Genomic DNA, 21,308 nt, shown 5'->3' with positions numbered 1-21,308 from the left:
TTTCCCTCAACACTCACTCAACGGAACCACTTTTTTCACACAGGGAAAAGATTTAAATGAAATATACAACAGCTTCACCACTTATCCCTTATTTTTATTCAACAGTTACGCTTTTTGCCAGGTTTCGCGGTTTATCCACATCGGTACCCCTTGCCACAGCCGCATGGTATGCAAAAAGCTGAAGGGGTATTACGGTTAAAATGGGCATTAGCATGGGATGGGTTTTGGGGATATAGAAAACGTGGTCTACTGATTTTTTGATTTCTTCATTGCCCTCTTTTGCAAACCCTATAACAACGGCTTCCCTTGCTTTAACTTCCTTTATATTGCTCAAGGTCTTTTCAAACAAATGTTCCTGAGTAGCAAGGGCAATTACCGGAGTGCCGTTTACTATCAATGCGAGGGTTCCGTGTTTTAATTCCCCTGCTGCATAGGCTTCTGCGTGAATATAGGATATTTCCTTCAGCTTCAATGCACCTTCCAGGGCTACGGCATAGTCAAGTCCCCTTCCGATGTAGAAAAGGTGCTCCACCTGGGAGTATCTTTCTGCAAGTTTCTTTATCTCTTCTTCCTTGGTTAATAAAAGGTCGGCTTTTTCAGGAAGTTTCTTAAGCTCAACAGCTATTTCGTCAAATAATTCATCGGAAATTGTGCCCAGTTCTTTTGCAAAGCGAAGAGCAATTAAAGTAAGAGCTATAAGCTGGGTGCTGTAAGCCTTTGTGGAGGCAACGGCGATTTCCGGTCCCGCCCAGGTGTACAACACATCATCGGCTTCTCTTGCAACGGAGCTTCCCACTACGTTTGTAATTGCAATTACCCTTGATCCTTTATTTTTTGCTTCTCTAAGGGCTGCTAATGTGTCGGCTGTTTCTCCGGATTGGCTTATGATTATCACCAGGGTATTTTCATCCATCATGGGCTCTCTGTATCTAAATTCCGAAGCTATATCCACTTCCACCGGGATTTTGCAGAGTTTTTCTATAATGTATTTTCCTACTACTCCTGCATGATATGCAGTGCCGCAGGCTACGATGAATATTTTTTCAATTTTCTCCAGCTCATCCCTCGTTATCTTTATATCATCCAGTTTTACTTCATGTTTTTCAAGATTGAGTCTTCCCGTTAATGTATCCTTAAAAGCCCTTGGTTGTTCGTGGATTTCTTTTAGCATGAAATGGGCATACCCGCCCTTTTCCGCTGCCACCGCATCCCATTTTACTTCAAATATTTCCTTTTCTACTTTCTCGCCATTAAATTTGCAAAAGTTTATGCTCTCTTTTGTTATTTTAGCCATTTCCTCATCTTCTAAAATGTAAACCTTTCTGGTGTGCTGTAAAATTGCAGGGATATCGGAAGCAATATAGTTTTCCCCTTCACCTATACCTACTATAAGGGGGCTTGATTTTCTTGCTGCTATTATGCAGTCGGGTTCCCTCTTTGTAATAACGCCAAGGGCAAAGGATCCCTTTAGTATGTTGACTACTTTTTTTACTGTCTCAAAAAGGTCGCCATTGTAATAATGCTCTATTAAATGGGGGATAACCTCCGTATCCGTTTCTGACTTGAATTTATGCCCCTGTTCTTCAAGCCATTCCTTTATCTCTAAGTAATTTTCTATAATCCCGTTGTGAACAACGATAAAATCCCCCGTGCAGTCTTCATGGGGATGGGCATTAACATCGGAAGGTTTACCGTGAGTAGCCCAGCGGGTATGTCCTATACCCAGGCTCCCCTTTGGCAGTTCTCCTTCCAGCTTTTCTTCAAGAATCTTAATTTTTCCTTCGCTTTTTACCACCTTTAAATCAGCAGAATCTATAACGGCGATACCCGCCGAATCGTACCCTCTGTATTCAAGCCTTTTTAAGCCATCAATCAAAAATGGAGCGGCCATTTTATCTCCAATATATCCAACTATACCGCACATCTTACTTCCTGCCTTTCTAAAAATCATTTACTTTTCAAGGTTCATTTTAAAAAGATTCTTTCTGCCTGAAAGCCCTTTTGTCCCGGCAATCGCTTGCCGGTTTTGTAGGCTTCCTTCGGAGGGCAGGCTCCGTGGGGCACCCGCCGAATTCTCGATAAACCCCATCCTCGTCAGCTTAAAAGGAAAATTCCTTTCAAGCTCAGGCGCTTTTTGATTTTTCTTCTGCTCACCTTTAAATTTTTAAATTAATAACCTTTTGAAGATCATCACCCCCTTTAAAAAATCCTTATATATTTTAATTTATTCAGCTCAAAGCCTTTTGGATAACTTCCGCTACCCTTTTTGCAATATTCTCGATTGTATCCTTTCTTTCTCCTTCTACCATTACCCGAATTAAGGGTTCGGTACCTGAAGGCCTTACTACTATTCTCCCGTTTTCCCCAAGCTCCCTCTCTGCCCTTTCAATCTCCTTTTTTATTTCAGTATTTGTCTCAAATCCATCCTTGCTCCTGACCTTGACATTAATGAGCACCTGAGGAAAGACCTGCATTATGTTTTTTAACTCGGAAAGCTTCTTATTTTTTTCTTTTAATACGGCCAAAAGGTTAACTGCTGTAATTATGCCATCTCCGGTGGTATTATGATCTAAAAAAATAATGTGCCCCGATTGCTCTCCTCCGAAATTATATCCATTCTTTAAAATTTCTTCCATCACGTATCTGTCTCCAACTTTTGTCCTTACCATTTTAATTCCCATTTTTTTTAAAGCTACTTCAAGACCCATATTGCTCATAATAGTAGCTACAACCGTATCTTTAAAAAGCTTTCCCTTTTCTTTTAGACAAACACCCCATATCGCCATTATATGATCGCCATCTACAACTTCCCCGTTTTCATCTACTGCAATTAGCCTATCCGCATCTCCATCAAAGGTAAAGCCTATATCGAATTCCTTTCCCTTAATAAATTCGGAAAGAGCTTCGGGATGAGTTGATCCGCATTTTACATTAATATTGCACCCATCGGGTTCGTTATTTATAACCGAAACCTTTGCTCCAAGTTTTTCAAAAACAAGGGGGGCTGCTTTAAAGGCCGCTCCGTTGGCACAATCCAGCGCTATTTTAAAATCCTTAAAGTAATTTGCCTCAAATAAAGAAGTTACGTAATTTACATACAGGGAAATTCCGTCTTCTTCAATTACCCTCCCTACTTCGGCACCTGAAGGCAGGTTTTCCTTAAAATCAGCGCCGTTTATTATGCCTTCAATTTCGTCTTCCAATTCATCGGGAAGTTTATACCCCCGACTGTCAAAAAACTTTATACCGTTGTACTCCATGGGATTGTGAGAAGCAGATACCACCACACCCGAATCCGCTTTAAAATGCCTGGTAAGGTAAGCTACCGCAGGTGTTGGAACTATACCCGCTTTTATCACATCAGCCCCGGAGGAGCAAAGTCCTGCAATAACGGCCGCTTCCAGCATATCGCCCGAAATTCTCGTATCTTTCCCTATGACGAATAAAGGTTTTTTATGAAATTTTGAAAGCACCTTTGCAGCTGCTCTTCCCAGATTAAAAGCAAGTTCCGGTGTAAGCTCTTTATTGGCTATTCCCCTTACACCGTCGGTTCCAAAAAGCCTGCCCATAAATTTCTCCTTTCCTATCAATAAAAATTATTTATAGTTTTGTAATAGTAACTTTTATACTGGAAGGTTCTATTTTTTCTACAGCATAGGGAGTCGAGGCTTCCGCTTTTATCCTGACTTCATGTTTACCTTCGGATAAACCGGAAAGATCAACGTACAAGCGAATGTCTGTCTTGCCCACTTTTTCTATCATACTCTCGGGTCCCAAAACTGTCAATATAAATCCTTTTTCTTCCAGTAAGACCTGAGCTCCCTCCAGGAGGTTTCTTACTTCCAGATCTTCGGTGTTATAATATATTTCTTTTGATACGGCCTTTTCCACGGATATCGTTATCCTTGCCTTTTTCATTGTCTCATCCACGGGCATTACTCCATCGGGAAATACTATATGCGTTTCCACAACCGTATCCGTGGTTATCTCGCTTATATCCACCGGTTTTGTGGTTAGCTCTAAAAGATTACTTATAATTTCATCCTTTCCGGTAATGATTAAATTTTCCGGTTCTATTTTAAGATTTTTTAACACATATCCCGAAGGCGGGTTCCCCGCTATCGCAGGTTTTAAAGAAACGGTAGCTGCCTTTACTATGGGCACGGTTAACTCAACCGTCTCGGGTCTTATGATGATGTCTTTTTGCTCTGCACCTTTATCATCCAGGATTTTTACAGGTAATTTTGACAGGACGGGAGAGTTTTTCCCTGATATGTCGACTTCTACTACCGCACTTTTTACAGTGTCTACAACGCTTTTAGGCCCTCTAACTACAACGGTTTCCGGTTTTATCAAAGGAGTTTTGGCCACAAAGCCATCAGCCGGAACCCCTTTTATATTTGCCGAAACATTTATTTGACTTTCTACAACCTTATCCAGCGAAATAAGGACTTCCCGAGGGGTAAAATCTATAAGTTCTAAAAAATTAGGCACCGTCACATTAACGGGGAGCAGATTATCCCCTTCGGTCCTTCCCTGGAGGTTCACCTGAGCATTTATATCTTCCGGCTTAATCCCTACTACCATGCTCCTCCGGGCTTTTATTTTCACATTTACAAAATATTTACCCTCTCCTTTTATTACGTATCTTTCCGTGTCCAGATTTACAAATTTAATAGGAACATTTTTTATAATATAAGTAACCTGAGGGTTCTGCTCGTTCATCACATACATCCACATGAGCAGGGCTGCCAGTACGGACAAAACTTTTAAAATAAAATCGTTCGATAAAATACTACGCATTAGTCTTCCTCCAGTTCCACAGATTTCCCTTCTTTTCACCTACCTGGTAGATTTCTTTTAACATGCTCTTTAAGGTTTTAATATCTAAATACCTGCTGAGTTTTCCTTCCCTTGCCACGGAAATTACCCCCGTTTCCTCGGATACTATAACCGCTACGGCATCCGACTGTTCGGTAATTCCAAGGCCTGCTCTGTGCCTGGTACCCAGCTCTTTACTCAAGTTAGGATTCTCAGTCAGGGGGAGGTAACAGGAGGCTGCCATTATTTTATCGTTTCTAATAATCACCGCACCGTCATGCAGTGGGGTATTGGGAATAAAAATATTTATCAAAAGCTCGGGGCTTACCTGCCCACCTATGATTACACCCGTTTCGATGTATTCATTTAAACCCGTTTGTCCTTCCAGAACCATTAGAGCTCCTATTTTATTTTTTGAAAGCTCCTCACAGGCTTCGGCAACCGAATCTATCAAGCGGAGAATTTCTTTCTCGCCCCACCCAAACATTGTTCCGGAAAAAAATCTGCTCCTACCCAGCTGTTCCAGAGCCCTCCTCAGTTCGGGTTGAAAAACTACGAGCAAAGCAATAGCACCTACTGTCATGGCATTTTTCAAAATCCAGTTGATGGTATAAAGCCCCAGCCATTCGCTCACTTTTGTAAAAACTATGAAAAGGACAAGTCCTCTTATTAATTGAACCGCACGGGTCCCCCTGATAAGCTGAAGGGCTTTGTAAGAAACATAAGCCACCAGAGCTATATCCAGAAGGTCCATAAACCTGAAGCCTTTAAAAAGCTCCGCAATTTGAATTAACATTATTTCACCCCAGCCAAATTTTTTCCTTTATTTATTATAACATTTTAATATATAATGGTGTAATAAATTAAATCCCTTTTTTTCTAAATCTATGGTATAATTCTGTAAAGAATACATTGTGAAGGGGGTAACAATTTTGTCTTTGCCCGAAAACAGTTTAAACTCTACGCCTCTCGCAAGCAGGCTGCACATTGCTATTTTTGGAAGAAGAAATGCCGGAAAATCCAGTCTAATAAATGCCATCACAAATCAGGAAATAGCCCTTGTCTCCCCTGTTGCGGGCACAACCACTGACCCGGTATTTAAAGCTATGGAGCTTTTACCTATTGGGCCGGTGGTAATAATAGACACAGCGGGAATCGATGATGAAGGTGCCCTTGGAGAACTCAGGGTAAAAAAGACCTATCAGGTTTTAAATAAAACCGATGTGGCGATTCTTGTTATAGATGGAGAAACCGGGGTATCGGACTATGATTTTGAGATACTCTCTAAAATAAAAGAAAAAAACATCCCAGTAGTAGGTGTGGTGAATAAAAAGGATTCAACCAATTACAAACGGGAAGAAAAAAAGAAATGGGAGGATTTACTGGGATTTCCCCTTCTTGAGGTCTCGGCCTTCAAAAGGGAAGGAATAGAAGAACTAAAAAGGCAGATAATAAATAAGGCTCCCGGCAGTTTTACCGATGTCCCCTTAATTTCAGACCTTTTAAACCCCGGTGATGTGGCAGTCCTGGTAGTCCCCATCGATAAAGCAGCTCCGAAGGGAAGGCTTATTTTGCCCCAGCAGCAGACTATAAGAGAACTTTTAGATAGCGGCTGTATAGCTGTGGTGACAAAAGAAAGCGAACTTAATATAGCTTTAAACTCGTTAAAACAAAAACCTAAATTGGTGGTGACTGACTCCCAGGCCTTCAAGAAGGTAGCCGAAATAACCCCCGAAGACATACCGCTCACTTCCTTTTCCATATTATTTGCCCGTTATAAAGGGGACCTGGAACAACTGGTTGATGGGACAAAAGCTATTAAAAATTTAGAAAATGGGGACAAGGTATTGATTTCAGAAGCCTGTACCCACCACCGGCAGGAAGATGACATCGGCACCGTAAAAATCCCTAAGTTATTAAGGGAAATCACCAAAAAAGAGTTTTCTTTTTCCTGGTCTTCCGGCTTCACCTTTCCCGAAAACCTGGAGGATTACAAACTGGTAATACACTGCGGCGGTTGTATGATCAATAGAAAAGAGATGCTTTACAGGCTTTCGGTATTAAAAGAAAAAAATATCCCGGTGGTAAACTACGGAGTATTTATCGCGTACGCTCTCGGTATTCTGGACAGAGCTTTAAAACCCCTTAAAAGTAAAAGGAAGGGTTAACTTTTGACCCTTCTTTTTAATTTCTTTTTTAAAGTCTTTAAACGGAAAAAATCTTCCCTCTCTTTTTCCTCCAGTACCTCTGAAATAAATTTTACAATTTTCTCGTACCTGGGTATTTGTATATTCTTCAAGGCATTAGCCCTTTTTTGCGTCTTTTTTATTTCTACTGCAAGTTTATATATGGAGTCTTCTATCTCGGCAAGCTCCAGTAAAAGGTATTTTACTTCGTAAAACCTGGTTACTGCTATATCCAAGGCGGTATTTGTATGGTAAAAACTGTAATAGTGCTCTAAGGGCTTTTTCTCGTAAATTATTTTCGGGATTTCCACCCCCATAACGCTTTTATGCAGTATATCAAATTCTTCCATAAGGGGAATGGAACAGGCCACTTCATAGACCTGATTTACACCCAAGGTAATGTTGGCTATTTTAAGAGCTTCATAGGCTTCTTCAAAAATTGTGTTGATCTTTTCTTGAAGCTCCTCGGCCCTTTTCATGATGCTCATCAATTCTCTTATTAGAACGTTTCTTTTCTTATCCAAAAGCTCATACCCTTTTTTAGAAAACTCTAAGGTAGCTTGAGCCGACAGCAAATTTGCTTTGGTAGGTGCTATATTAAGCATTTTTATCAACCCCTTAAGTATTTTTTAATAAGCGAAGGGTTGATCCTGGTAAGTTCCTTTTCGGGCAAAATTTTCAAAAGCTTCCACATCAAGTCCAGGGTTTGAAAAATATCTCTTTCTTCATCAAAATCCTGATTAATAAATTTTTCTTCAAATTGCCTTCCGAACTCCATATAGCTCTTATCCACATCGGAAAGTTCTTCTTCTCCGATGACCTGTGCCAAAGCCCTTACTTCCTGAACCCTTGAATAAGAAGAAAAAACCTGGTTGGCTAGATCAGGATGATCCTCCCTCGTATACTTTTCGCCTATGCCGTCTTTCATAAGCCTCGAAAGGGAAGGCAGTATATTTATGGGAGGATATATTCCCTTTTGATAAAGGGCCCGGTTCAGCACTATCTGCCCTTCGGTGATATACCCGGTGAGGTCTGGCACCGGGTGGGTAATGTCATCGTTAGGCATTGTAAGTATAGGAATCTGAGTTATACTGCCTTTAGAACCCTTAATCATCCCCGCTCTTTCGTAAAGACTTGCCAAGTCCGAATACATGTATCCGGGATAACCCTTTCTGGAGGGCACTTCCTCTCTTGCGGAAGAAATTTCCCTTAGAGCATCGCAGTAACTTGTCATATCGGTTAAAATCACCAGTATGTGCATTCCGCACTCAAAAGCTAAAAATTCTGCTGCCGTTAGGGCACACCGGGGTGTGATTATCCTTTCCACCACCGGGTCATCTGCCAGATTTACGTACATTACTACTCTATCCATTACCCCTGCTTCTTCAAAGGTTTTTACAAAGAAATCAGCTTCATCGTGTTTTATACCCATTGCCGCAAATACCACTGCAAAATTTTTTTCTTCATCCCCAGAAATTTTAGCCTGTTTTACTATCTGCGCTGCTAATTCATTATGAGGAAGTCCGTCTCCGGAAAATATAGGCAGTTTTTGCCCCCTGATAAGGGTCATCAGGCCGTCTATGGCAGATATACCCGTTTGAATAAAGTTTCGAGGGTATACCCTTGCCACCGGATTCATGGGCCTGCCGTTTATATCATAGTAGCGTGTAGAAAAAATCTCACCGGCTCCATCGATAGGTTTTGCGATTCCGTTGAACACCCTGCCGAGAATTTCTCTTGAAAGGGGGATTTTCATGGGATTCCCCGTAAAAGCCACCGTAATATCGGGAAGGGAAATTCCTGAAGTGCCTTCAAATACCTGAATGACTACCTTTTTTTGATCTATCTGAACAACCTTCCCAAGCCTTGATGTTTTATCGGGCATTTCGATTTCCACTATTTCATCAAAAACCGCATCCCTTATGTCTTCCATTATAAGAAGCGGACCTTCCGCTTTGTCCGCCCTTTTGTACTTTACCTTCATATTGAAGCACCTTCTTTTTCATACTTGGATTCGATACCATCGTAGTAATCATCTATTTTCTTCAGGATTTCTTCAAAAAATCTGCTGTTTTCTGGAGAATAGTTGTATTTCATCCGGATGACCTCGTCGAAAATATCATCATTTTTCACTTTGGAAAGGGGAATTCCCTTTTTAACACAGGAAAAAGCCCTGTCGTAAAGCCTGTTTATCACTTTCAGCATTTTGTACTGCCTTTCAAGAGGTACATAGGAATCTTCCCTGTGATAGGCATTCTGCTGGAGAAATCCTACTTTAATTACTTTTGCGATTTCCAGTATCAACTTTTGATCGTCGGGCAGAACATCCTCTCCAACCAGTTTCACTATATCAAGAAGTTTACTTTCTTCCTGCAATATCCTCATCATCTTTGCCCTTAAATCCAGCATGTCCGGTGCGACATTTTCTGAAAACCATTCTCTGAGCATTTTTATATAACCGCTGTAGGATAAAAGCCAGTTTATGGCAGGAAAATGTCTTGAGTAAGCCAGTTCTTTATCCAATGCCAAAAAAGCACCTACCACCCTTTTGGTGGAAGCGGTCACAGGCTCCGAAAAATCCCCTCCTGCCGGGGAAACCGCACCGATAACGGTAATGGAACCCTGGGTCCCGTTTAAATTTTCCACAAATCCTGCCCTTTCGTAAAATTGAGCGAGCCTGGAAGCAAGATATGCGGGATATCCTTCTTCTGCGGGCATTTCTTCAAGCCTGCCGGCAATTTCTCTTAAAGCTTCTGCCCAGCGGGAAGTGGAATCGGCCATAATGGCGACATTGTACCCCATATCCCTGAAATATTCTGCGATGGTTATTCCCGTATAAATAGAAGCTTCTCTCGCAGCAACAGGCATGTTGGAAGTATTTGCTATAAGAACCGTTCTATCCATCAGGGGCTTTTCGGTCCTCGGGTCAATAAGTTTCGGGAAATCTTCCAGCACCTCCGTCATCTCATTGCCCCGTTCCCCGCATCCGATATACACAATTATATCCGCATCGCTCCACTTGGCGAGCTGATGTTGCGTTATTGTCTTACCGGTTCCAAATCCTCCGGGGATGGCAGCGGTGCCCCCTTTTGCCAGCGGGAAAAAGGTGTCGATTACTCTCTGCCCGGTAATTAAAAGTTTTCCTATCGGCAGCCTCTTCTTTACAGGGCGGGGCAGCCTCACCGGCCACTCCTGGTACATTTTAAGAGGATATGTTTTCCCTTCGTCCTCAAGTACTACCAGGGTTTCTTCGATGTTGTAACTGCCGTCCTTTTTTACTTCCACCACCCTTCCTTGAAGAGAAGGAGGTACCATTATCTTATGGAGGATCATAGAAGTTTCCTGAACTTCCGCAAACACATCCCCACCCTTTAGATAATCCCCTACTTTTACTTTTATCCTTACATCCCATAACTTTTCTTCATCTATGGAAATAAGCCCTATACCCTCTGGAATGAAGCTTTCTCCTTTTTCGTAAATCTTTGAAAGCGGCCTTTCGATGCCATCAAAAATATTGCCCAGAATCCCGGGCCCCAATTTAACCGATAGGGGCCTTCCCGTTCCAAGCACCGGCTCTTTGGCTTTCAATCCCGAGGTTTCTTCATACACCTGAATAGTAGCCAAATCCTTTTCTAAGGAAATTATCTCGCCGATCAATTTTTTATTTCCTACCATGACCATTTCCCGCATGGTAAACCCCGACATGTTGTTTGCCCTGACTACTGGGCCGTTGATGTAAACTATGTTTCCCGCTTTAAAATTTGCCATAACACCTATACCTCCTCGCCCAGCCTGGAAAATAATAGCTGAGCAAGTAATGATTTGCCTTCTTCCAGCAAACTGCTTACCGAGAAATCTATCCTCACCCTTCCATCAGCACTTTCGGCTATTATACCACCTTTAATGTCTTCGGTCCCCATCCTGAACTCAATGTTTTCGTCAAATTTACTTTTTAAATAGTCCAGGTGCCTTTCAAAATCTTTTTTGGAAAGATATACAATTATTTTATCTTTTTCGGGAAATTTATTTTTTACTTCCGTTATTGAATTTATAAGGAATTCGCCGTAACCTTCCTGTTTCAAAAAATCTTCCACCTTTTGAAGCATATCTTCTATCAACTTTTCCAAGAGTTCCTTCTTTTTCTTTAAAATATCCTGCTTTTTGTCCGTCAGCGCTTTTGATATTATTCTCTGTTTTTTTATTTCGGCTTCTTTTAATACCTCCCTTATGCGATCTAATTTTTTCCTCTCATATTCTTCCTTCACTCTTTTTATTTCCGCCTCATAGTATCCAATAATTTTATTTTTTTCATTCTCGTATTCTTCCTCTATTCTCTCAAACAGCACTTTGGCAAAAAGGGAGATTTTGTCTTCAATCGTAGTGGACATTCTATCACCTCAAATCTTTACTCCAATCGCTTCTTTTATATAACGAGTCAAAAAATCCTTCGGCCTTATGCTACCGTGCCGATCGGGAACCTCCAATATAACAGGGTAATCCTTAGAAAGTTTCATTCTTCCTATTTCATTTTTTACTTTTTCTGCAAGGCTTTCGGTTATAATGATAATGCCTATTTCCTCAATTTTTCTTAGCCTTTCTATTTCCTCCAGAACTTCCTGGCCTTCTTCGATGAATTTTCCCTCTATTCCCGCAAGCCTGAAACCGGTAATGGTATCTGAACTGTCGCTTAAAACAAACATTTTCATTTTAGACCCTTCCCAGAATCATTATGGATATAATAAGACCATATATGGCGATACCTTCTGCAAGTCCTACGTATATAAGGGTTTTACCAAGTATTTTGGGATCTTCCGACACCGCCCCCAGAGCAGACGATCCCACCGCTCCTACGGCATAACCGGCACCAATGGTAGCAAGACCCGTCGATAAGGCTGCAGCCAGGAAAGCACTGCTGGAAGCAGGGTTATCGCCACCCTGTGCCCTGGCCGCTTGAGGCATCAAAAAGAACAAAAAGAAAGTCAATACTAAAGAAAAAGCAAACACGCTTAATCCAAGGGCTTTTTTAGCCTTAATTCCATTTAAGGATGCAAAGCCTGCAAGAACCGTTAACACCGAAACCATTATAAGTAGATAAACAGTTAACATCATAAAGCCATTCCTCCCCGATATTTTTATACCATTGCCATTTTCATCATTTTCATTTTTAAGGTTTTGCCGAACTGGTCCATAAAGGCCTTCCTGCTTAAAGTTTTCACCTTCCGAATATATTCGGAAGATTTCATAATAATCGCTGGAGAATACTCCACCCCTTCTCCTTTGAAGTACTTGCTGAAAAGTTCATAGTATTCAAGCCTCAATGCCTGGATAAACACTATCAGCCCTTCAAGACCTATAATGATGGCATTTCCGAGGATTAAAAGCATTATCCCTCCTATTCTTGACCTGGTCATTTCAGCCATAGTCGCAAAGGCGATGTATAAGCCTACGTGGTTTAGTGCAAAGGCTCCAACCCTTATAAAGGAAATGGTGTTGGATACCATAGAAAGCAGTGTTTCTAATACCCCAAAACCTTCTTCCACGAAATAATCCCCGGCGGGCTCCGAAAAAAGTTTTTCCTTTTTAAATAATATATTGGTTAAAGGTTCTCTAAATACGATAATCATCAAGGTTAAAATCAATAAAAAAGTAATCATAGGCGAAAGCCCGATGTTTTTAATTGAATAATTATATATGCTGTAAAGAATCAGGATATAAAAGGAAAGCCCCGCTGCTCCGTTTCTTCCAAAAATTCCTTCCTTAAAGTTACCCGAAAGGCTTGAATTTAAGATTCCAAAGATAAAACCGGCAATTAAAAGGCAAATACCCAGCACCACCGCACTCAAAAGCATAAAATTTATATTTGCCATGGGCCTTACGATTAGTGCAGGGATTAACTCTTCAGACCCAAAGACGCTGCCGTATAAAAGCCCGAAAATTGCGGAACTCAATCCAATTCTGCTCAACACCCCTCCTAAATTGGGTCTTCTCATAAAAAGATTTAATACAATACCTGCGGTAAATAAAACAAGCCCCTGCCCTAAGTCTCCGAACATTGCACCAAAAAGCAGCATATAGGTTAGCCCAAAAAATACCGTAGGGTCCTTTTCGTCATAAGAAGGAATGCCATACATTTTAACCATTTCTTCAAAGGGTCTGAAAAGACCCGGGTTTTTTAATTTGGTCGGTGGGGTTAAACTTGAATTTTTATTACCCGTCTCTTCTATCAGAATTATTAGCTCATCTTTGAAGTTTTTCTCCAGTTCATCTTTTAAACTTTCCACCTTGCTTACCGGCACAAAACCGAAAAGGTAAAACAAATTCCTGCTTATGGCCACATCGGATTTCAATTCTTCAATCTTCTTTTCCATTTCCAGCCTTGCAAAGGATTTTCTTATTTCCTCCTTAAACTGCCTTCCAAAATTTTCAATCTCCTTTTTAAGCTGCTCTATCTTGTTATTGTCCCGGTCAATCTCTTCGTGAAGTTTTCGGATAATCTCCGAAGCATTGCCTTCATAGTCAACAGGAAGCTCTAATTCTTCAAAATTTAGCGAACTTAAAATCCTTTCCACCGTTTCCTGAAGGGTATTGGGTGTGATCGATGCCACATAAACGTATTTTGATTCAGCCTCTATTTTTATTACTACCGCCGGTATATTTTCGTAATTCTTTTTTAGTTTTAAATAATTTTCTCTCGTTAATTTTAAAAATTTGAAGGTCATGAATTTCATTTTTAAAAGCTGCGACAGATCAAAATCATACTTTTCAAGGTATTTCAGGTTTTGTATGAATTCCATTTTTTGTTCGCATAAGTTGCTTTTTTCTTTTATCTCTTGGGCATATTCCCGTATTTTTAAATATATTTTATTAAGGCTTTCCATATATTCCGCATAATCGTAATCCTGCCCCAAATACTCTCTTTTAATTTCGGGCGAAAGATTAAAAAGCCCTAAGAGGGATATTATCATTTCTTCTTCCTTTGAAAAATCCCTTTTGGCACTGTAAGGTTTGACATAGGGCAGTTCCTCTAAGGCTTCTATATTTTTTTCATTGGGCGGCAGCACAAAATCCGTGGCACTTATCCGGGAAAAAGCATTTAAAAAATGCATGCTCCCGTTTAACACAATCTGCCGCATTACCCTGTCTAAAAGTTCTTTTTTACCGATAACGCCCATTATATTCATTTTCTCAATGGCCATAATAAAACGCCTCCTGAATTAATAAAGGCAAATCACAAAGGACGAATCAGAAATTTTTTTGCCTTCTCTAAATCTATTTCATATTTCAGACTTTCGGCTATGGAAATTATATCCCTTATCTCGAAATCCAAAAACCATATATACGATACAATTTGAATTATAGTCAAAGGTGCAGCTCTGGTGAGATTTTTAAATTTAAAATATAAAAATCGATTAATCCGCCTTTCCATATAAATATCCTGCTGGGCATCTTTTTTGAATAAAAAACCGTAGCCTTCTTTTTGGGCAATGTTAAATACCTCATTTAAGTCTTTTGCGTAGCACATTTCTTTTCGCTTTTTAAAATTAATCTTATATCCAAAATCTATGGTGTAGTTCAATATTTCTTCGGCAGAAAGGTTGTAAAATTTTTTCCCCCTGTAAATCCACTGAAGATTGTATAAATCCGCTACCATGCCTTCCCATAAACTCAAAACCTTTTTATCCTCTCCCGAAAGCTTCTCCCATTTCCTTCTAATGATCGTAAAATACGCTGTGTCTAAAGCCATTTCGAGCCTGAAAAGATTTTCTCTTTTTCCATCCAAAAGGGGCTTTAAATAATCGTAAATTTCAGACCCCTCGAGGGCTAAAATAAAATCCCTGATAGTACGGGCTTTTATTAATCTCTCTGGATCCGCTTTGCTGTACTTCCCTATGAAAGAATAGTTTTCTATAGCCCTTTCCGTTCTGCCATTGTAAATATCCCTTGCAAGATTTTTTAAATCCTCAATCTCATATTTTAAAAAAAGGGTTTTTACAAAGTCCCGGTACTCATCTGTCAAATAAAAAAGCAGTTTATCTATAATTTTAACCATATTTCTTCTTAAGGCATTTTCCAGGGTTCTTCTATTGGCCTCTTCCGGTTTTACACTGTTTAATAGTTTTCCGTAAGAGGTTTTTTCCTTTAAATACAGAACCATTTCGGGAATGCTCTTTTTCTTCAAGAGCTCTAAATAATCCTCATCCTTTAAAAATTTCCCTTCCAAGGATTTTATTTTAGTATTCACCGCTGCAAATCTAACCACATTTCCCATAATGATTACCTCTTCACTTTAAAAATCCTTAAAAAAAATTCCCTTTCTATTTCATCCTTAACCTTTGAAAATACTTCCTCTAAGTTATTTAAAATTTTTTCCGTATCCCGTCTTATCCCTTCCGCTTCCTTCTCTCCTTCTTCTACCGCTTCATTAAAGGCTTTTTTACTGCTTTCCTCTATTTCTCTTTCGTATTTTTCTATAAGTTCCCTGATTTTATTTTTATAATCTTCCTCCAAACTGCGAAGCCCTTCTTCCCTTTTTATTTGAACCTCCTGAGCTTTCCGGTCAATCTCCAAAAGTCTTTCTATGACCTTTTCTTCCATATTTTTCACCTTCTTTTAATTTCTTTATACCGTTATACTCCTTTTTTTTAATACTTACAAATAATTAAAAAGCTTGATTAATCTTTGTTTAAGCTATATATATTATTTTCCCGGTATCCAATATTATTTATCTTATTTTATCTCAGTTTTGCCCTGTTTTTTTCTTTTTTCCTTTATTTCCGGAGCATAAAATGTCCAAAAATAAAAACCCCCTTTTGGGGGTAAGGTTAGTTAGTAAACCACTCGCGGGTAGCGTTTGCTATTCTAACCAGAGTAAGCATAATAGGTACCTCTGTCAAAACCCCTACTACTGTAGCCAGGGCCGCTCCTGACTCTAATCCAAAAAGCGAAATAGCTACCGCTACCGCAAGTTCGAAAAAGTTACTGGCACCTATCATTGCAGCAGGCGCAGCAATATCATGGGGTAGTTTCCAAAGTTTTGCCCAAATATATGCTATGAAAAATATAAAGAAGGTTTGAATGGTTAACGGCACTGCTATTAATGCGATATGAACCGGATTGGAAAGGATTATTTCTCCCTGGAAAGAGAATAAAATAATAAGTGTTAAAAGTAGACCAGTTATTGTTACGTTATCAAATTTTTTCAAAAATACATTTTCAAAATAATCAAGCCCTTTATTTGCAATAATGTTTTTCCTGGTAAAGTAACCGGCAGTAAGGGGTATTACCACAAAAAGCACTACGGATAAAAACAGGGTATCGTAAGGCACCCTGACGTTGCTTACACCCAGGAGAAAGGCAACTATGGGTGTAAAGGCTACAAGTATAATTAAATCATTGGTTGCAACCTGAACAAGGGTATAAGCAGGATTACCTTTTGTCAAATAGCTCCATACAAAGACCATAGCGGTGCAGGGCGCAGCTCCCAAAAGTATTGCTCCCGCCAGGTAACTTGTAGCAAGTTCAGGAGATATCCAGGGTTTAAACACGGTCTTTAAAAAGAAGGATGCAATCAGGTACATGGTAAAGGGTTTTATTAGCCAGTTAGTAACCCATGTAACAATAAGTCCTTTTGGGTTTTTGGCTGCATTTACTATGCTTGAAAAATCTATCTTCAACATCATGGGGTAAATCATTAGCCAAATAAGGATAGCAACGGGAATGGAAACATGAGCGTATTCAAATCTGCTCAAAGTTTGGGGAAAGGACGGAAACCACTGCCCAATTGCAACGCCCGCGATTATGCAAAGTGCAACCCATAAAGTAAGGTATTTTTCAAAAAAGCTCAACCCTTTTTTCTCAATCTTTACTTCTCCATTTGTATTTCCCATTTTTTCAGCCTCCTATATTTTTTTTATTTTTTCTCATAGTCCTTTAATTTCCCATTTTTTAGCTCATCACAGCTTATCCCGCTCTCTCTGTATAACCTTAACCTCCTTTTGTCCTCATTAAATTTTTGTATATCCTTTAACCCATCTTTAATTATTGAATATAAAAAGGGATACCTTTCAAAGGTCTCTTTATTTATATTGTAATAAATATACTTTCCCCTTTTTTCGTAAACAACCAGATCCGCATTGCTCAATTTTTCCAAATGGCGGGAAGCATTGGATTGATTAATATTAAGTATTTCTTCCATCTCGCAAACGCACAATTCTTCTTCGATAAGCAAATTTAGCATCCTCAGACGGGTTTCATCCGATAATGCCTTTAATATATCTACTATCAATTGTTCACCTCCCTTGTACAATATAGTTAGCCTTTAACTAATAAATTTTTTTTAACAACCACACAGGAATTCTGATAAAACATAGCTAATATCTCTCGTAGCGGCAGGGGACTTCGATCTACCTCCTTGGGAAGCCCTTTTGCTGTCCCGAAGTTAAGAGTGAAGCCCCTCCTCTATGAGATGTCTCGAATGAGCACGTTGCGGATGCAGCTTGCTGCATGCCTCGAGTTACGCGCAAGGTTGAGACTTATAGAGGATTGCGGGAACCCTGCCTAAAATTTAGTGAAAGCGAGGATGTAAATATGATCTATGGCGGCATTGATGTGGCTAAACACAGTCACGAAGTATGCCTCGTAAATGAATCCGGAGATATAGTCCTAAAAATGCATATAGATAATAACCATAAAGGAATGAATAAACTTTTGCAGGCATTAAAAAGGCTCGGTTTAAGGCCTGATGACGTAAAGTTCTGCTTAGAAGCCACCGGACATTACTGGCTTCCTATCTACTGCTATCTCACTGACTTGGGATTTAAACTTCATGTCATTAACCCCATTCAGTCAGATGCTTTGCGTAATCTATACGTGCGTAAAACCAAGACCGACCAAAAAGATGCTCTGCTCCTTGCTGACCTGCTGCGATTAGGTAGAGCCCCTGAAACCAGGCTTCCTTCTGAAACAACCCTCAAATTGCAGTCGCTCTCCCGACTCCGCTTTGAGTTCATCCGCCAGGTCGGTAGCCTTAAGAATAGAGTACTTGGTATCTTAGATAGGATTTTCCCAGAATACCCCGGCTGCTTCTCCGATGTATTTATCCGGACTTCAAAGGAGCTGCTTAAATCTTATCCGACGCCGGAAGAGTTGGCTGAAGTGGACCTTTCAGAGTTATCTGCTTTCCTTAAAGAACATTCCCGCGGCAGGTTCGGTGAAGAAAGAGCTAAAAAGATTCAATCTCTGGCTAAGGGGACCTTTGGCATCACCATTGCTTTAGATGCTTTCACCCTTCAGCTTCGTTTGCTGATTGAGCAAATTGAATTTATTGAAGAACAGATAAAGGTTATCGAGGACGCTATTAACGAAGTTATGGAGGAGCTTCGTCCCAGTAAAGAGACACCTTATCGCCACGTAATTGAAACTATTCCGGGCATTGGCCCTGTCCTTGCTGCTGCAATTATCGGTGAGATAGGTGATATTTCTCGTTTCCCTAACCCCCGGGCTCTTGTGGCCTATGCTGGTTTAGATGCTACTGTAAGGGCTTCTGGATTGTTTGAGGGTACTCGTAACCGCATGTCTAAACGTGGTTCCCCTGTTTTAAGGAACAGCTTGTGGTTAGCTGCGGTTTCAGCCCGTCGCTTTAACCCGGAGTTGAAAGCTTATTATGAGCTAAAACGAAGCCAGGGAAAGCATTTAAATGTTGCTACAGGAGCCGTAGCAAGAAAACTTGTTCACTTGATTTATTCTCTTTGGAAAGATAACAGGCCTTATGACCCAGATTATCAATGGTCTCCACCCGGCAACAATGCATGAATAGAATTTCTATGCGATTGTCAAAAATTTTTGCTATAACCTATTGACTTTTCATAGCACGTCTTAATAACATATGATTAAATTCGAATTTAATCATATTATATGATAAGCAAAACAAGAAATCAATATCTATCAAAACAATAAATCTAGTATTCTTTAAAAATGCAAAATTTTATATCTCACTTATTGACATATATTTTCCATTATGCTAATATTGGAATATGGTATTTGTTATTTTTATCACTAAAAAGTATTGGAGGTTATAAACATGAAATTAGGTCTTCTTCCCTGCCAGGGAGCATGCAATTTAGGCAATATGACGGGCAAGATTGCTTTGAAGTATGTGGATAACAATAATATAAACATGGTATGCGCTCTGGGATTACCTTTAGGTATCGAAGGAATTATTAAAATGGCAAAATCCAACGATAAATTTATTGCAATTAACGGCTGTGAAATTAAATGCTCTTCTAAAACCTTAGAGAAAATTGGAATAAACGATTTCGAAGAAATTACCCTTACTTCTGATTTTGGCCTTAAGAAAAACAAAAATTTTAATGATGAAACGGGTATTGGAGAGGTTGAAAAAGTAGTTAAAGTAAAAATAGAAAAAATTTTTCAGAAATAAACTTTTATAAAAACAACTAAATAAAATGCCTTATTTATGTAGGATAAACTATTATGTCTTTTTTTTATTGACTGTTGTTTTCTTATATGCTAATATAGGAATATAGGAGGTGTAGTATATGGCAAAAAACATTTATGATCTTCGGGCAGAATTCTTTAAGGCTCTTGCTCATCCAACAAGACTGAAAATTTTAGATATTATCTTGGATGAAAAGGAGATATGCGTTTGCGAAATTGTTAAAAAAATATGTATTGACCAGCCCACAATATCAAAACACCTTAATATATTAAAAAAAGCCGGAATTTTGGAAAGCAGGAAAGAAGGACTTTCGGTTTTTTACAAAGTAAGATTCCCCTGCTTGAGGGATTATTTTATCTGTGTAGACGAAACCATAAAGAGCGATCTTGTAACCAAAGTTTCATATATCGATTCAAAAAAAAATAAAGTCGAATAAATTTTTTATTTTCTATTGGAAAGGAGAAATTATAATGAGGGAAGAACTTAAAAAACTTCTAATCATTGCAGGTGTCTTTCTATTTGCCTACTATATGCCGTTAGAGAGCGTGCGCTTTAAAGGGGCTTTCATAGAATCTCTTTACATGCTTCAAGATTACGCAAGACTTCACGTACTTACCTGCTTGATCCCTGCCCTCTTTATAGCCGGTGCCATTTCAAACTTCATTTCCCAGCAGGCGGTTATGAAATACTTCGGAAGCGGTGCAAAAAAGTGGGTTTCCTATGCTGTAGCATCGGTGTCGGGAACGATTCTTGCCGTATGTTCCTGTACGGTTTTGCCGCTTTTTACGGGAATTTATAAAAGAGGGGCAGGCCTCGGTCCCGCAATCGCCTTTTTGTATTCGGGTCCTGCCATTAACATCCTTGCTATTATAATGACAGCTAGAATTCTGGGGTATAAACTGGGAATTGCAAGAGCCGTTGGAGCGGTACTATTTTCCATTGTAATAGGTGTAATAATGCAGTTTATATTTAGAAAAGAGGATGTGGAAAGATTATCAAAAATGCCGCAGGTTCCAGCAAAAAATGATGGAAGAAGTATATTACAGGATATTTTGTATTTTGTAAGCTTAATATTTATATTAATCTTTGCAGCTTGGGGCAAGCCCGCACAGCCTGTAGGATTTTTCAGCGCCGTATATAATGTAAAATGGTACTTGACCTTATTTTTCCTGTTTGTACTTGCGGTAATCCTTATAAAGTGGTTTAAGAAGGATGAGATTACATCATGGGTTGAAGCTACCTGGAGCTTTGCAAAACAGATACTTCCGCTTCTTTTTGCAGGAGTGCTGGTAGCAGGATTTTTAATGGGAAGGCCGGGATACGATGCGGGAATAATTCCTTCAAAGTATGTAGAAGCAGTAGTTGGAGGCAATTCTTTGCTTTCAAACTTTATAGCCTCTGTAATTGGAGCTTTCATGTATTTTGCTACTCTTACAGAAGTACCTATACTTCAAGGTCTTCTGGGTTCGGGTATGGGGCAGGGACCTGCTCTTGCGCTTTTGCTCTCAGGCCCAGCTTTAAGTCTCCCGAGCATGCTCGTTATAAATAGCGTCCTTGGACCTAAAAAGACAATCACCTATGTAAGTTTGGTAATAATAATGTCGACATTTATAGGCTTTATCTTTGGAAACTTCTTTTAAAAATCCTCTAATGTTTATTTTATTTTATAAGTTTTTATGTTAAAATAAAAATGCTTATATGAAAATAAAGGAATAAAAATTATCTAAAAAAATATGATGTTTATCACAGGCGAAACTTTTAATAAAAAGTTTTATTAAAAAAATAAAATAATGAGTAATTTCGGAAACAGTTAATAATTCCCTGTAAAAAACTAACAAACCCAA

General features: G+C 39.4%; 21 protein-coding genes. 5 read left to right on the top strand and 16 right to left on the bottom strand.

Translation table 11 applies throughout. From position 1 onward, the window contains the following. Positions 1 to 94 precede the first annotated feature (94 nt). The 5 genes from glmS to cdaA all read right to left on the bottom strand — a co-directional run bounded on the left by glmS (position 95) and on the right by cdaA (position 5,617). Entirely contained in the window at positions 95 to 1,924 is a 1,830-nt protein-coding gene (gene glmS / locus ACPLOV_RS10005; protein WP_424909300.1) for a glutamine--fructose-6-phosphate transaminase (isomerizing), read from the bottom strand. A gap of 27 nt (positions 1,925 to 1,951) precedes the next feature. Next, a complete protein-coding gene (locus ACPLOV_RS10000; RefSeq protein ID WP_424911104.1) occupies positions 1,952 to 2,089 on the bottom strand; it encodes a hypothetical protein in 138 nt (45 codons plus the stop codon). 139 nt (positions 2,090 to 2,228) lie between these two features. Further along, the gene (glmM, locus tag ACPLOV_RS09995; RefSeq protein WP_424909301.1) at positions 2,229 to 3,569 is read right to left on the bottom strand and encodes a phosphoglucosamine mutase; all 1,341 of its coding nucleotides are present in this window, start codon (positions 3,567 to 3,569) and stop codon (positions 2,229 to 2,231) included. A 31-nt stretch (positions 3,570 to 3,600) separates the two neighbouring features. Further along, positions 3,601 to 4,803, bottom strand: coding sequence for a CdaR family protein (locus ACPLOV_RS09990; protein WP_424909302.1), 1,203 nt, complete (start codon positions 4,801 to 4,803; stop codon positions 3,601 to 3,603). Beyond that, a complete protein-coding gene (gene cdaA, locus ACPLOV_RS09985) occupies positions 4,796 to 5,617 on the bottom strand; it encodes a diadenylate cyclase CdaA (RefSeq protein ID WP_424909303.1) in 822 nt (273 codons plus the stop codon). Before cdaA ends, ACPLOV_RS09990 begins: the two co-directional genes overlap by 8 nt. A gap of 136 nt (positions 5,618 to 5,753) precedes the next feature. Between cdaA and hydF the strand changes: the two genes are divergently transcribed. After that, positions 5,754 to 6,989, top strand: a complete 1,236-nt coding sequence (gene hydF, locus ACPLOV_RS09980) for a [FeFe] hydrogenase H-cluster maturation GTPase HydF (RefSeq protein ID WP_424911103.1) — start codon at positions 5,754 to 5,756, stop codon at positions 6,987 to 6,989. Here hydF and ACPLOV_RS09975 read toward each other — a convergent pair. The 11 genes from ACPLOV_RS09975 to ACPLOV_RS09925 form a co-directional block, all read right to left on the bottom strand. Then, positions 6,986 to 7,612 (bottom strand): V-type ATP synthase subunit D, encoded by a 627-nt coding sequence (locus ACPLOV_RS09975; protein WP_424909305.1) that lies wholly within the window; start codon positions 7,610 to 7,612, stop codon positions 6,986 to 6,988. The two genes, hydF and ACPLOV_RS09975, sit on opposite strands and share 4 nt — an antisense overlap. Positions 7,613 to 7,617: 5 nt before the next feature. After that, entirely contained in the window at positions 7,618 to 8,991 is a 1,374-nt protein-coding gene (locus ACPLOV_RS09970; protein ID WP_424909306.1) for a V-type ATP synthase subunit B, read from the bottom strand. After that, positions 8,988 to 10,775 carry a V-type ATP synthase subunit A gene (locus ACPLOV_RS09965; RefSeq protein ID WP_424909307.1) on the bottom strand — a complete coding sequence of 596 codons (1,788 nt, stop codon included), beginning with the start codon at positions 10,773 to 10,775 and terminating at the stop codon, positions 8,988 to 8,990. The genes ACPLOV_RS09970 and ACPLOV_RS09965 overlap by 4 nt, the downstream gene beginning before the upstream one ends. Before the next feature lie 5 nt (positions 10,776 to 10,780). Further along, positions 10,781 to 11,395: a V-type ATP synthase subunit E gene (locus ACPLOV_RS09960; RefSeq protein ID WP_424909308.1), complete on the bottom strand. Its 615-nt coding sequence runs from the start codon at positions 11,393 to 11,395 to the stop codon at positions 10,781 to 10,783. A gap of 9 nt (positions 11,396 to 11,404) precedes the next feature. Then, a complete protein-coding gene (locus ACPLOV_RS09955; protein ID WP_424909309.1) occupies positions 11,405 to 11,713 on the bottom strand; it encodes a V-type ATP synthase subunit F in 309 nt (102 codons plus the stop codon). A 1-nt stretch (position 11,714) separates the two neighbouring features. Continuing rightward, positions 11,715 to 12,116 (bottom strand): ATP synthase subunit C, encoded by a 402-nt coding sequence (locus ACPLOV_RS09950; RefSeq protein ID WP_424909310.1) that lies wholly within the window; start codon positions 12,114 to 12,116, stop codon positions 11,715 to 11,717. Between the two features lie 23 nt (positions 12,117 to 12,139). Further along, positions 12,140 to 14,203 carry a V-type ATP synthase subunit I gene (locus tag ACPLOV_RS09945; protein ID WP_424911102.1) on the bottom strand — a complete coding sequence of 688 codons (2,064 nt, stop codon included), beginning with the start codon at positions 14,201 to 14,203 and terminating at the stop codon, positions 12,140 to 12,142. A gap of 32 nt (positions 14,204 to 14,235) precedes the next feature. After that, positions 14,236 to 15,276 carry a V-type ATPase subunit gene (locus tag ACPLOV_RS09940; protein WP_424911101.1) on the bottom strand — a complete coding sequence of 347 codons (1,041 nt, stop codon included), beginning with the start codon at positions 15,274 to 15,276 and terminating at the stop codon, positions 14,236 to 14,238. Positions 15,277 to 15,281: 5 nt separating this feature from the next. After that, positions 15,282 to 15,602 carry a hypothetical protein gene (locus tag ACPLOV_RS09935; RefSeq protein WP_424909966.1) on the bottom strand — a complete coding sequence of 107 codons (321 nt, stop codon included), beginning with the start codon at positions 15,600 to 15,602 and terminating at the stop codon, positions 15,282 to 15,284. Positions 15,603 to 15,829: 227 nt separating this feature from the next. Next, entirely contained in the window at positions 15,830 to 16,894 is a 1,065-nt protein-coding gene (arsB, locus tag ACPLOV_RS09930; protein ID WP_424911100.1) for an ACR3 family arsenite efflux transporter, read from the bottom strand. 23 nt (positions 16,895 to 16,917) lie between these two features. Next, on the bottom strand, positions 16,918 to 17,292 hold the full coding sequence (locus tag ACPLOV_RS09925; RefSeq protein WP_424909968.1) for an ArsR/SmtB family transcription factor: 375 nt from the start codon (positions 17,290 to 17,292) through the stop codon (positions 16,918 to 16,920). Positions 17,293 to 17,594: 302 nt separating this feature from the next. Between ACPLOV_RS09925 and ACPLOV_RS09920 the strand changes: the two genes are divergently transcribed. From ACPLOV_RS09920 to ACPLOV_RS09905, 4 genes are all read left to right on the top strand, one after another. Next, the gene (locus ACPLOV_RS09920) at positions 17,595 to 18,818 is read left to right on the top strand and encodes an IS110 family transposase (protein ID WP_424911099.1); all 1,224 of its coding nucleotides are present in this window, start codon (positions 17,595 to 17,597) and stop codon (positions 18,816 to 18,818) included. 268 nt (positions 18,819 to 19,086) lie between these two features. After that, positions 19,087 to 19,446: a putative zinc-binding protein gene (locus ACPLOV_RS09915; protein WP_424909969.1), complete on the top strand. Its 360-nt coding sequence runs from the start codon at positions 19,087 to 19,089 to the stop codon at positions 19,444 to 19,446. A gap of 118 nt (positions 19,447 to 19,564) precedes the next feature. Beyond that, the gene (locus tag ACPLOV_RS09910; RefSeq protein WP_424911098.1) at positions 19,565 to 19,900 is read left to right on the top strand and encodes an ArsR/SmtB family transcription factor; all 336 of its coding nucleotides are present in this window, start codon (positions 19,565 to 19,567) and stop codon (positions 19,898 to 19,900) included. A 34-nt stretch (positions 19,901 to 19,934) separates the two neighbouring features. Then, positions 19,935 to 21,104 carry a permease gene (locus ACPLOV_RS09905; protein ID WP_424911097.1) on the top strand — a complete coding sequence of 390 codons (1,170 nt, stop codon included), beginning with the start codon at positions 19,935 to 19,937 and terminating at the stop codon, positions 21,102 to 21,104. Positions 21,105 to 21,308: the final 204 nt, after the last annotated feature.

It is taken from the genome of Thermovenabulum sp. (assembly GCF_049723235.1).
Classification (GTDB): Bacteria; Bacillota; Thermosediminibacteria; order Thermosediminibacterales; family Thermosediminibacteraceae; genus Thermovenabulum.
This window is presented reverse-complemented; position numbering and strand designations above follow the sequence as displayed.

Excerpts from the sequence above, each read along its gene's own strand:
- glmS (WP_424909300.1), bottom strand. The coding sequence starts at position 1,924 with ATGTGCGGTATAGTTGGATATATTGGAGATAAAATGGCCGCTCCATTT.
- ACPLOV_RS10000 (WP_424911104.1), bottom strand. The coding sequence starts at position 2,089 with ATGGGGTTTATCGAGAATTCGGCGGGTGCCCCACGGAGCCTGCCCTCC.
- glmM (WP_424909301.1), bottom strand. The coding sequence starts at position 3,569 with ATGGGCAGGCTTTTTGGAACCGACGGTGTAAGGGGAATAGCCAATAAA.
- ACPLOV_RS09990 (WP_424909302.1), bottom strand. The coding sequence starts at position 4,803 with ATGCGTAGTATTTTATCGAACGATTTTATTTTAAAAGTTTTGTCCGTA.
- cdaA (WP_424909303.1), bottom strand. The coding sequence starts at position 5,617 with ATGTTAATTCAAATTGCGGAGCTTTTTAAAGGCTTCAGGTTTATGGAC.
- ACPLOV_RS09975 (WP_424909305.1), bottom strand. The coding sequence starts at position 7,612 with ATGCTTAATATAGCACCTACCAAAGCAAATTTGCTGTCGGCTCAAGCT.
- ACPLOV_RS09970 (WP_424909306.1), bottom strand. The coding sequence starts at position 8,991 with ATGAAGGTAAAGTACAAAAGGGCGGACAAAGCGGAAGGTCCGCTTCTT.
- ACPLOV_RS09965 (WP_424909307.1), bottom strand. The coding sequence starts at position 10,775 with ATGGCAAATTTTAAAGCGGGAAACATAGTTTACATCAACGGCCCAGTA.
- ACPLOV_RS09960 (WP_424909308.1), bottom strand. The coding sequence starts at position 11,395 with ATGTCCACTACGATTGAAGACAAAATCTCCCTTTTTGCCAAAGTGCTG.
- ACPLOV_RS09955 (WP_424909309.1), bottom strand. The coding sequence starts at position 11,713 with ATGAAAATGTTTGTTTTAAGCGACAGTTCAGATACCATTACCGGTTTC.
- ACPLOV_RS09950 (WP_424909310.1), bottom strand. The coding sequence starts at position 12,116 with ATGATGTTAACTGTTTATCTACTTATAATGGTTTCGGTGTTAACGGTT.
- ACPLOV_RS09945 (WP_424911102.1), bottom strand. The coding sequence starts at position 14,203 with ATGGCCATTGAGAAAATGAATATAATGGGCGTTATCGGTAAAAAAGAA.
- ACPLOV_RS09940 (WP_424911101.1), bottom strand. The coding sequence starts at position 15,276 with ATGGGAAATGTGGTTAGATTTGCAGCGGTGAATACTAAAATAAAATCC.
- ACPLOV_RS09935 (WP_424909966.1), bottom strand. The coding sequence starts at position 15,602 with ATGGAAGAAAAGGTCATAGAAAGACTTTTGGAGATTGACCGGAAAGCT.
- arsB (WP_424911100.1), bottom strand. The coding sequence starts at position 16,894 with ATGGGAAATACAAATGGAGAAGTAAAGATTGAGAAAAAAGGGTTGAGC.
- ACPLOV_RS09920 (WP_424911099.1), top strand. The coding sequence starts at position 17,595 with ATGATCTATGGCGGCATTGATGTGGCTAAACACAGTCACGAAGTATGC.
- ACPLOV_RS09915 (WP_424909969.1), top strand. The coding sequence starts at position 19,087 with ATGAAATTAGGTCTTCTTCCCTGCCAGGGAGCATGCAATTTAGGCAAT.
- ACPLOV_RS09910 (WP_424911098.1), top strand. The coding sequence starts at position 19,565 with ATGGCAAAAAACATTTATGATCTTCGGGCAGAATTCTTTAAGGCTCTT.
- ACPLOV_RS09905 (WP_424911097.1), top strand. The coding sequence starts at position 19,935 with ATGAGGGAAGAACTTAAAAAACTTCTAATCATTGCAGGTGTCTTTCTA.